This window comes from Candidatus Limimorpha sp. (genome assembly GCF_056203535.1).
In genome coordinates, this window is the sequence record NZ_JBADWU010000050.1 from 1 (window position 1) to 11,352 (window position 11,352).

Here is an 11,352-nt window from a genome sequence, read left to right on the forward strand (position 1 = left end):
TTGCCTCAAGACGCATCGTGGGGTAAGGGGATTTTGTGCAACGGAAACACCTAAATGCCATTCCCTACGGCCTGAAGGCATCTTCCCGGCCTGCTACTTTGGAACTCATTACTCTTGCAGATCGGTTGCGGATTTAAGGTACTCAAAAAAATCGAAGCATCAAAAACAAAAATCATAACAATTTTGAATTATACTTTAAAATACTTATAAGTTTTTTGAATTATACTTTAAAATTTGCATACTTTTGCAGAAAATTTGAGAAAATATGATAGAAAGACAATTGGAAAATATCATTCAAAAAAGAATGTTCAAAGGCAAAGCTATCGTGATAGTCGGACCAAGGCAAGTGGGAAAAACCACACTGCTAAAGATGATTATAAAATCAACGGAAAAGAAGACATTATTTTGGAATTGTGATGAACCGGATATCCGTGCCAAGTTGACTTTGCCGACATCAACGGAACTGAAGTCAGAAATTGGAAATTCCGAAATGATTCTGATTGACGAAGCACAAAGGGTGAAAGACATTGGCATAACACTCAAACTTCTCATAGACAATTTTCCCGAAAAACAGATTATTGTCACTGGTTCATCGGCACTCGACCTTTCAAATTCAATCAACGAACCTTTGACAGGCAGAAAGTTTGAATATGTAATGTTTCCTTTTACAGAAAAAGAAATAATTGATTATCAAGGATTAACAACAGAAAAAAGACTTTTGGAACGACGACTGATTTATGGTCTATATCCTGATGTAATCAATAATGAAGGCGATGAAAACGTGTTTTTACAAAACATTGTTTCAAGTTACCTTTATAAAGACATTTTCGCCTATCAGGATGTTAGAAAACCGGAAATCATTGAACGGCTGCTTCAAGCTTTGGCTTTACAAATCGGTAGCGAAGTGTCGTTCAACGAGATAGGAAATCTTATCGGCATAAGTTCTCAAACCGTCCAACGTTATATTGACTTACTTGAAAAATCATTCATTATTTTCCATTTACGTTCATATAGTTCAAATGTACGCAACGAATTGAAGAAAAGTATAAAAATCTATTTTTACGATAATGGCGTAAGAAACGCATTAATATCTGATTTTAAGCCATTTGCGATGCGAAATGATGTTGGAGCACTTTGGGAAAACTTTCTGATAAGCGAAAGGATAAAGAAAAATGCCTATAACGGTTTCTACGGAAAATCACATTTTTGGCGCACAAACCAGCAGCAGGAAATTGATTATTTGGAGGATGTTGACGGAATGTTGCACACATTTGAATTCAAATGGAGTCCATCGAAGAAACCAAAAATAACCGATACTTTTGCAAAAAACTATCCAAATCATACCTACACTGTGATAAACACGGAAAACTATGTTGAATTTATCCAATGAACCAGCCACTTTTCAACCGCCTACCATTATTCATTTATTAATCTTTTAAATTAATAATTTTGGTGGTCATTAATAAGGCTGGTGAATTGGTTGAAAACTTTTCATTAAAAAATTTGCTTTTCTCGGTGAGGATTTGAGACGGCAATTTTGAAAAAGACGATTGATTTCAAAATCAGTAAAATTACCTCTTTTTGAAAAATAGTCCGAAAGTCAGAAAAGTGCGCTAAAATGACAACGTAAAAAGTTGGTTTTTGTTCATTACGATGGTTGATAAAGTTGAAAAAAATGACCCGTTTGGGTTTTATCAACAGAAATCGGAATTATGCACACGAAACGCAAAAGTTATCAACAGATAAATTGTTGATAACTTTTTATTTTTCAGATTATCAAATCGTTATAAGAAAAATGTTGATTTTTATCATCGGGTAACTCACTCATAATTAACGAATAAACTTGGCGGTGAAAACGAAAAAAATTACTTTTGCAGATTATTTATCAACAAGTGTAGAAATGAAGCAAATTATTCCTATAGCGAGCGATCACGGCGGCTTCGAAATGAAGCAGTTTTTGGTGGAAAAACTCACAGAATCCGGTTACGAAGTTAAGGATTTTGGTACGCACAGTACCGAAAGCGTCGATTATCCCGACATGATTCATCCTTTGGCAACGGCTATTGAAAAGGGTGAATTTCCGTTGGGCATCATCCTTTGCGGCAGCGGAAACGGCGCCCAGATGACCGCCAACCATCATCACAATGTGCGTGCTGCGCTCTGCTGGAATGTGGAATTGGCAAAACTGGCGCGTCAGCATAACGATGCCAACATTATGTCGCTGCCAGGCCGTTTCATTGATAAGGAATTGGCTTGGGAAATGGTTCAGGCCTTTTTGAACACCGGTTTTGAAGGTGGCCGTCACATTCGTAGGGTCGAAAAAATAGAAAACTATTAAATAAAGAATACGAGACTACGAGGTCACGGGAATGCGAGAATACGGCCATTTCGACAAGCTCAATGAGCCTCGAAATCTAATTTGAAGTTTAATTTTGAACAGTTATTTATATGGGTGATTTGAAATCGACATTCAGGAAGGAAAGCGAGATTGCGTTTAATGAAGAACATTGGCAGAAAATCAATTATAACACAAGCTGTTATGAAAGGAATTTCACCAAAGGCATCATCAATTATCAGGATATTAATCTTGAAAAGCAACGTGCCTACACGATTCGCAACAAATCTTTGCTGAAACTTGAAAAACTACTTGTCGATTTCGAAACGCATTTCACTGATAATGGCGGCAAGGTGATTTGGGCACGCGATGCGCAGGATGCCCGAAACCAGATTTTCGACATCATTAATCGACAGGCAAATAAAACCGTAATACGTTCAAATTCAACGGTTTTAGACGAAATTGAATTGAACGGATTCCTGCAAAAGAAAGGCATACCGTTGTCCGAAACCAGCGTTGCGCGTTATGTGCTGAAAATTGCCGACATGAAGCCTTATCATCCGATTGCGCCGGCCATTCATCTTTCAAAGGAGGAAATCAACGACATATTGACAAAGAATTTCAAGTTGAAGCCTGACAGTTCGGTGAAACAGATGGTTAATTTCTTGCGTTACAAGGTTTCAAATGAAATAAATGCGGCTTCGGTTTGCGTGACGGGTGCAAATTTCCTTTTGTCGGATGTGGGCGGTGTTGTTTTGACTGAAAATGAAGGCAACATATTGAAATCCAGTTCATCAGCAAATGTTCATATCGTTGTGGCGGGCATAATGAAAGTCATTCCTTCCATCAACGATTTGGGCGTTTTGTTGCCGTTGCTTTCAACTTATGCCACGGGTCAGAGCATGGCGGCCTACAATTCCATCACGTTTGGTCCTTCGAAAGACAGCGATGGTCCCGAGCAGATGTATGTCATTCTGCTGAACAACAACCGCACGGAACTGCTTTCGCATGAAAAGCAGCGCCAGGTGTTGTCGTGCATTCATTGCGGGGCTTGCATAAGCGTTTGTCCGGTTTACAAAAACATTGGCGGTTATAGTTTTTGCACTACCAGCATTGGTCCTTTTGGCCTCATTTGCAATCCGTTGGTAAACGATTTGAAGGATTTCGAACATTTCACTTCGGCATGTTCGCTTTGTGGGCGTTGCACCGAGGTTTGTCCGGTAAAAATTCCCTTGGATGACTTGATGGTTGAAAACCGTCATCTCGTTAATACTGAACGTGTTGGCGATGCAAAAATCGAAGCATTGTTCAAGGCTATGATTTGGCATTGCAAGTCGCGCAAAAAAATGGATGCGCCATTGTGGGTGAAACGTTTGGAGATGAAAAAACTATTTGCGCCTGTCAGGGGCGAAAAGCGCACCATGCCTGAATTGGCTCCGAAATCGTTCAGCCAGATGTGGCGGGAAATTAGCGGTGAAGAATAAAAATAGTTTGGCCATGCATACCTCAAGTACACATGGCTAAACAGCAAAAGAAAAATTCTCTAAATTTGTTTTTTCTTCTGTCCGAACGGAAGAAAAGAGAAAGCCTTCACTTTATCTGGAATCTCACGCCCAAATAAGCACGGATACCGCTCAACGAGCCCCAAACCATGGAAGCATCGAAATCTTCGCCGAAAGGTTCGCTAGCCGCAATGATCGGCTTATCCTGCTTGTAGTTGGTCAGGTTTTCGCCACCTACGTAAACTTCCCAATTCTTGCCCAGTTTCTTGGTGACTTGCGCCGTAAGCATGACATAGAAAGGCGAACGTTCAATGTTCTGACCCTCTGCCACAGCCGTAGCGTTGCCGTTCAGGTTCGGCACGCGGCAATCGCCGTTGAACTGCGTGGTGACGTCAAACTGCCAAGTGCCAGGCGCGTATGATAGCGTGAGCAAACCTTTGTAGCGATTGACGAAAGGCTTTTCGCGTAAGGTGTCATTGATAGTCATTTTCACATCGTTGTAACGGAAAGCAGCCGTGAAATCGAAATTCTTGAAAAGCTCGTAATTCACTTGTATCTGGGCGCAATTCGAATACGATTCTCCATTCAGGTTGTAGATTCTGATTTGATGCGCATCGGCATCGCGGTCAAGCACTATCTGGTTGACGAAATCGGTGCGGTAAACATCAACCTGCAATTCCAATTCTTTTTCGGCAATGTCGAAATGCTTAATCAGGTTCAAGCCGAAATTCCAGGCCTCTTCCATTTTTGGCGTATCGATGAAACAAATCTGTCGGGAGGATGCCATCATGGTTGAATTTTCGGCCAAGACATTGGGCGAACGGTAGCCTTTGCCTGCCGAAAGACGCAAAGCCAATTCGTTGTCGGTCTTGAAACGGACATGCAGGCGCGGCGTGTAGAACAACTTGTTGTAATAGCTGTTGTAATCGGCGCGGAAACCTGCAATCAGCGTCCAATGATGCTCATCGCTGAAGACGTATTCGGCAAAGGCTCCAGGCACATGCTCGATGCGGTTCATGGCGCTGTCGGCCAGTTTTTCATCGTATTTATCGTAGGAATAACTTGCGCCGACGGAATACTTGTGATGGTCGTTTACGATATAGGAATCGAACAGCAAGTTGGCATAATACGACCACTGTTTGGCATCGTAATCGGTGCGGCCGAAATAGGAATCCGTGTTATGATAATTGAACTGCTGCTGAAGTCCGAGGCTGGTTTCCGGACGGTCGAACATTACGCCCGTCTTGGCAAAGGCTTCATAACGTTCCGTGTTGATGCCGATGCCGTAAAAGCCGTAACCTTCATCATTGCGATGGCCAGGGTCGAAATCCATTTGACCACTCAAGCGATTCTCTCCCAAAGCCTTGAAGCCTAACTTGCAGTTGAACCTATCGCTTGTATGATTATAACGCACAAAAGCATTGTATTGCGTGACCATCGGGTCGTCAATGAAAGAATCGTGGTTTGAATCCATCTTCATAAAATTGTGGCTCACATGCCCCATTAGCAACAAGCCGTTCTTTTCATTAATATCAATGCGAGTATTGAAATTAAATTCCGCCATACCCATCGTACTGCCAAACAAATTGAAGAAATATTCCTCGCTCTTGTCGGCTTCAGGTTCCTTGTAATCGACATTGATTTGTCCGCTGATGGATTCATAACCATTTCTGACAGAAGAAGTTCCTTTTGAAACCTGAATGCCGTTCATCCAAGTTCCAGGCACATAACTGAGACCGAAAGCCGAAGCCAAACCACGGAAATTCGGCATGTTTTCGGCCATCATCTGGGTATAAATGCCGCTCAAACCCAACAATTCGATTTGCTTGGCACCAGTGACGGCATCGCTGTAAGCCACATCGACACTGGCATTGGTTTCGAAACTCTCGGCAAGACTACAGCATGCGCAACGGCGCAATGCTTCGCTTGTAATATGCTCAATCTGAAGCGGTTCGAGCGTCGAGCCAAACGAAGCCTTCTTGCGTGCCGTGATTTCAACCTCGCTCAGCATTTTTGAAGTCGTCATCACATGGTCATAGTGCATGGGCTTGTCCATTTGGTGAACGGTATCGTTGTCGTAAGCCACGAAACTGAAAACCAAGCAATGGATTTTTTCGTGGACAGGAATCCTGTAATGGCCGTCGGCATCGGTCACGGTGCCTTCGTTGACGATTTTCCAATAAACATTGACGCCTGGAAGCGCAACTTTTTTGCCCTCGATTTCTTCGTAAACCGTGCCTTCAATGTAACCAAGGTCGTGATGATGTTCATGATCGTGATGATGATGTTCGTGCTGGGCAAATGCACCACCATAGATGAATAACAATGCGATTGCTATAATTAATTTGTTGATTTTCATAATGATAGATTTAATTAGATTTGTAAACTATGATATACTTGAAATAGAGAATACAGATATAAATCTGATGGAACACCGTATTTTTTCGAACACGGATTTGTCGGATTTAACGGATTTTGTTTTGCGAGCAAAACATCTCCGTGTCAATCCGTGACATCAGTGTTCAAATCAATATCAGTGTTTTTATAGAACACGATGGTTCTATCAGAAAATCAACGGGTTGAGTTTCATGTTGGAGAAAAAGATAGTCATTTGCCTTCCGGAAATGAAAAATGGAATCTTTTGTGGAGAAAAAATATGAAAAACCTGCTTGATTTCCTGCAACAATTCCATTGAATCAAAATGCGGCAGCAAGGCTGGTTGCAGGAAAACGGCAATATGTTTTTCAGGTGAAAATGTGTAATTGTCAGTGAATTGTATCTTGCTGTCGAAATCGTCGCAGCAGCATTTTTCATCGAAATGAACGACATTGAGGTGCTCCTCAAACTGAGTGGCGTTCATGTGGCGGTGCGGATGGTTCTGGCAGTGTTCGCAAAGGCGCGAAGCATCGCCGAAACTACTCAAAAGATGATGGTCTTCGGTGCAATAGTGGAAATTCACGTTCCAACCTATCGAAACGAAGAGCACAAAAAGCGCCATCAGTGAGGATACTATCTGCAATATGCGTTTTTTCACGCCGCAAAGATAGTAAACTTATTTGATTGTGATGTCATTACATTTTTCCAACTGTTTGATGGCTCGCGCTTTCCTCCCCGACGAACTAACAAGGATTTCTTGTAAGTCTTTAGAAGCTGTTTAATATGGATAAGTAACTGTTCAAAATTAAGATACATTATAAACAGACACAAGGTCACGAGACGATGGAAACTCACAATGTCTCGAATTTCCACGTTCTCGTGACCTCGATGTCTCGTGTTCAATAAGTAAACTAATTTTGCTCGCCTACTTAAAACTATGGTTTAATGATTTGTTAAGCAAAAACTAATAGCCATTATCATTCGATCACAATCTTCTTAGTCACCACTTTACCACCGATGAGGTTGACAAAATAGATGCCTGAAGGAAGGTCGGAAACATCGATGGTGGCGTTCTGGCGCATCACGAAATTGCGTACTTCCTGACCGTTGGCACTGATGATGTGGACGCAGACTTTGCCCAAATCGTAATCGGTGGAAATGTTCATGCTTCCCTTCACAGGATTTGGCGTGATTTCAACCGTGAACGGGTCTTCGTTCAGTTCAGGATAGGACGGCACATCGAGCAGGATTTCGCTATTGTTGCTGTAGCTAATCACCGAACCTGAAACGCGCAGAATCGGGTTGTCGGCAGCGGAGCACTGCACACAGGTCTGACCATCGACGCAATCAGGATGATTCGGGTGGCAGAGGTCGAGATAAGTCGGGTCGAACTCATAGAACAATTCGGCTGAACCAGCTGGCATGTATTCGGTCAAATCGAAGTCCCAAACCAAAGCCATTGAGCCTGGGCACCAGCCGCTACGGTTGTAGGTCCAAGTGCCGTTTTGTGGCTGACAGCCGGCTGGATTCGGGTTGCATGTTCTCCAAAGATGCTGCTCGAACTTGTTCTGTCCGTTGACGAAAACATGGTGTGTGGCTTCGTAAAATTCAGCCGCATTGCCCGTGTTGTTGCAGTTGTTGGTGCCGCTGCTCCAGTTGTGGCCTGAGGTCATAAGCTTCAGTTTTGCGGCTTCGGCGCCTTCAACAAAACAATAGTCGACCGATGGCACAGGCTGCTGGTTGGCATAGTCGCCGAAATCGTAAGCACCGAACCACAAAGGCTGGACATCAGCATAGAGGTATTCAGGCGTGCCTTTGGTCATGTTGAAAGTCAGGATTGGGTTGTAGCCACTGCCGTTCCAAGTCTGGAAATACATTTCAAATTCAACCAGACCTTGCAGCACGGTTGAGAAGTCGGTGACATCGATGTCGGCTTCGCACTGAACGCCAAATGGGGTGATATAGCGGAACAGTTCAACCCATTCGCCATGGTAATTCTTCACGCGGCAATAACCCACACGGTCGTAAGGGTCGCAGTCGCCATTCACGCAATTGTGGTCGTAGTGAGCAACGATTTGACTGAAAGCGCCGATATGCGAAGGCATGACATATTCGCCTGTGACGGATTGTGCCGATGGAGAAACAATCAAGTCGCCATTCATGGTAACGACATCCATATTTTCAAAATTATTGGTCACTTCGAAAGTGCAATTCTTGCTTGTCGTCTTGCCGCCCGACTGGGTGATGGAAGCACTCACATTATAAGTTCCGAAACCGCTTGGTGTCCAAGTGGCATACCAATAACCGTTGTTTGGATCATTTGGGAAATCGGTTCTCAAAATGACATCTTCGCCATCGACGGTGAATTTCACTTCTTCAAACTTAATGGCATCGCCATGTTCGATGTAGGCACTCAAAACCAGCATGATAGGCTTCAATTCGGTCATATAGACCTTAGTGCCATCGTAAGGACGACGGATGGTGATTTCAGGCGTATAGGCATCAGGATCAACTACTTCAAATGAACGTGTGACGCTTGGAGCGGCATTCCATTGTGTGCCGTCGCCAGGCTGTGAAGCCTTCACTTTGACGATGCCAGGCGTGCCGTTCAAGGTAAGGATGTTGCCTGAAACCGTGGCAGGACCTTCAACCACTTCAAAGCTGACAGGAAGACCTGATGTAGCCGATGCTACCAATGTGATAGGAGCAGCTGAAACCAACTGGTCAGGAATTTCGGCGAACTCAACAAATTGCGAGGCCAAACCGGCAGGCGTATGTCTCACCACGAGATTGTCGTAACCGGCATGTGAGCTGTTGAGGAAGAAAATGCCGTCCCATTTGGCTGGGTCGAAGCGGTCGCCGCTGCCTGGGGTCAAGCCGGCATTGATGCCTTGGATTTCAGGGACAGGTTCAAATTCGCCCGTGCAACCGTAATCGGCAAACAAAGCCACGCTGCCTTGACGGTTGTTGGCTTCGAGGTCAATCATGATTCTCCAGCGTGTCCATGTTGTTTCGTCATAATCGAAATCGACTGGCATTGTGTTGTTAGGCAGAACAATGCCGTTGACGAATCTATCCTGGCTGCTGACACCTGTAGTGACGAAATAGATGCCGCCATCTTGTGTAGGAAGGTTCGGGTTAGGCTGTGTAGTTTCGTAATTCATTGGAGGCAACACCACGCCATCGCCATCAGCATCGTAACCAACGCCGAAGCAAGTGCCCCACCAGTTACGGAACACATCCAGTTCGATTTCGATGGTGCCGCCATCGGAAAAGTCGAATTGGAAATTTGAAGTCGATTTGTGCGTTGCGATTTCACCGAAATTGGTGTTGGCATTGTCGAAGAAAACGCCCATGGTCTCATCAGGGCAAATGGCACCGCCTGCACCAAGGTATTCGGTTTTCAAAGTGCCGCCGCCTGCGCTGTGTGCGCGTGCCACCCAGTTGTCCTGACCGTTCAGGTTCTGGTTTTCGGCATAGTTGTTGAAATCGATTCTTGCCTCTGTCTGGGCAAATGTCCAAGTCACCGAAAGCAACAAGGAGAGAAGTAAGGTTAATTTTTTCATAGGTATGATTTTAAATTATTGATAACCAATATGATGAATTGCAATATTTATTAAAATTCATTCTTTTACGGTGCTAAAATAAAAGTTTTTCCATTATGGAAACATAAAGTTGATGTGATTTTGTGAAAACAAAAATAGTAGAGACGTTTCTTGAAACATCTTTCAACAACAAATTCAGGCCGACCGAAAAATTTCCAGTCAGCCTGAATTGTTTTGTAGAGACGCTCGTCACTCCTGCGAAGGCAGGAGAATCGCGTCTAATTTTAATTAGTTATTTCCGGGCAGCAATCAGCAGATCCAGCATCTTGATGGCTGATTCGCTGACCACGGTGCCAGGTCCGAAGATGGCAACGGCACCTGCATCATAGAGGAACTGATAGTCCTGTGCAGGAATGACGCCACCCACGGTGACCATAATGTCGGGACGACCGAGCTTTTCCAGCTCAGCGATGACCTGAGGCACCAAGGTCTTGTGACCGGCAGCCAAAGAGCTGACGCCGAGAATATGGACGTCGTTTTCGACAGCTTGCTTAGCGGCTTCGGCTGGAGTCTGGAACAGAGGTCCCATATCGACATCGAAACCTATGTCGGCATAACCTGTAGCGACAACCTTAGCGCCACGGTCGTGACCATCCTGACCCATCTTGGCAATCATGATGCGCGGACGGCGGCCTTCCATCTTGGCAAATTCATCAGCCTTGGCAACGGCTTCGGCAAATTTTGCATCGTCTTTTGTTTCCATAGAATAAACACCTGAAATTGAACGGATAACTGCTTTGTAACGGCCAGCGACCTTTTCGCATGCCATGGAAATTTCGCCCAAAGTGGCGCGGCACTTGGCAGCCTCGACAGCGAGAGCCAGCAAGTTGCCTTCGCCGGTCTCAGCCGACTTGGTGATGGCATCCAGGCAACGCTGCACATCGGCTTCGTTGCGGTTGGCGCGGAGTTGCTGCAAACGCTTGATTTGAGCGTCGCGCACGGCGGTGTTGTCCACTTCGAGGGTTTCGATTGGGTCTTCGTGGTCAAGGCGGTATTTGTTGATACCGACGATGATTTCACGGCCTGAGTCAATCTTAGCCTGCTTGCGGGCAGCGGCTTCTTCGATACGCATCTTCGGCAGACCCGTTTCGATGGCCTTTGCCATACCGCCCATGGCTTCGATTTCCATGATGTGACCCCAAGCGCGTTCAGCGATTTCCTTGGTGAGCGATTCAACGTAATAGGAACCAGCCCATGGGTCGACGACGCGGCAAACGTTGGTTTCTTCCTGGATGTAAATCTGAGTGTTACGGGCAATACGAGCCGAGAAATCGGTTGGCAAAGCGATGGCTTCGTCCAAAGCGTTGGTGTGCAGCGACTGGCTGTGACCGAAAGCAGCGCCCATAGCTTCGACACAAGTACGCGCCACGTTGTTGAATGGATCCTGTTCGGGCAGCGACCAACCTGAAGTCTGGGTATGTGTACGCAGTGCCAGTGATTTAGGATTCTTCGGGTTGAAGGTCTTCACAATCTTGGCCCACAACATACGGGCGGCACGCATCTTGGCGATTTCCATGAAATGGTTCATGCCCGA

General features: G+C 44.8%; 7 protein-coding genes. 3 read left to right on the forward strand and 4 right to left on the reverse strand.

From position 1 onward, the window contains the following. Nucleotides 1-265 precede the first annotated feature (265 nt). The 3 genes from AC06MN_RS05960 to AC06MN_RS05970 all read left to right on the forward strand — a co-directional run bounded on the left by AC06MN_RS05960 (nt 266) and on the right by AC06MN_RS05970 (nt 3,819). Nucleotides 266-1,390, forward strand: coding sequence for an ATP-binding protein (locus AC06MN_RS05960; protein ID WP_475671440.1), 1,125 nt, complete (start codon nt 266-268; stop codon nt 1,388-1,390). 510 nt (nt 1,391-1,900) lie between these two features. Continuing rightward, the gene (rpiB, locus tag AC06MN_RS05965) at nt 1,901-2,338 is read left to right on the forward strand and encodes a ribose 5-phosphate isomerase B (protein WP_475671441.1); all 438 of its coding nucleotides are present in this window, start codon (nt 1,901-1,903) and stop codon (nt 2,336-2,338) included. A gap of 110 nt (nt 2,339-2,448) precedes the next feature. Continuing rightward, complete coding sequence (locus AC06MN_RS05970; protein ID WP_475671442.1) at nt 2,449-3,819, forward strand: LUD domain-containing protein; 1,371 nt, start codon at nt 2,449-2,451, stop codon at nt 3,817-3,819. A 106-nt stretch (nt 3,820-3,925) separates the two neighbouring features. Here the strand turns inward: AC06MN_RS05970 and AC06MN_RS05975 are convergent, their stop codons facing one another. The 4 genes from AC06MN_RS05975 to AC06MN_RS05990 form a co-directional block, all read right to left on the reverse strand. Then, the gene (locus tag AC06MN_RS05975; protein ID WP_475671443.1) at nt 3,926-6,196 is read right to left on the reverse strand and encodes a TonB-dependent receptor; all 2,271 of its coding nucleotides are present in this window, start codon (nt 6,194-6,196) and stop codon (nt 3,926-3,928) included. Nucleotides 6,197-6,400: 204 nt separating this feature from the next. Then, nucleotides 6,401-6,871: an HYC_CC_PP family protein gene (locus tag AC06MN_RS05980; RefSeq protein ID WP_475671444.1), complete on the reverse strand. Its 471-nt coding sequence runs from the start codon at nt 6,869-6,871 to the stop codon at nt 6,401-6,403. A 319-nt stretch (nt 6,872-7,190) separates the two neighbouring features. Next, on the reverse strand, nt 7,191-9,779 hold the full coding sequence (locus tag AC06MN_RS05985) for a peptide-N-glycosidase F-related protein (RefSeq protein WP_475671445.1): 2,589 nt from the start codon (nt 9,777-9,779) through the stop codon (nt 7,191-7,193). Between the two features lie 271 nt (nt 9,780-10,050). Next, nucleotides 10,051-11,352, reverse strand: a 1,302-nt coding sequence (locus AC06MN_RS05990) for a methylmalonyl-CoA mutase family protein (RefSeq protein WP_475671446.1), incomplete at its 5' end; no start/stop codon positions are given.

Bases quoted from the DNA above. Each gene is read 5' to 3' on its own strand.
- AC06MN_RS05960 (WP_475671440.1), top strand. From the start codon at position 266: ATGATAGAAAGACAATTGGAAAATATCATTCAAAAAAGAATGTTCAAA.
- AC06MN_RS05970 (WP_475671442.1), top strand. From the start codon at position 2,449: ATGGGTGATTTGAAATCGACATTCAGGAAGGAAAGCGAGATTGCGTTT.
- AC06MN_RS05985 (WP_475671445.1), bottom strand. From the start codon at position 9,779: ATGAAAAAATTAACCTTACTTCTCTCCTTGTTGCTTTCGGTGACTTGG.
- rpiB (WP_475671441.1), top strand. From the start codon at position 1,901: ATGAAGCAAATTATTCCTATAGCGAGCGATCACGGCGGCTTCGAAATG.
- AC06MN_RS05975 (WP_475671443.1), bottom strand. From the start codon at position 6,196: ATGAAAATCAACAAATTAATTATAGCAATCGCATTGTTATTCATCTAT.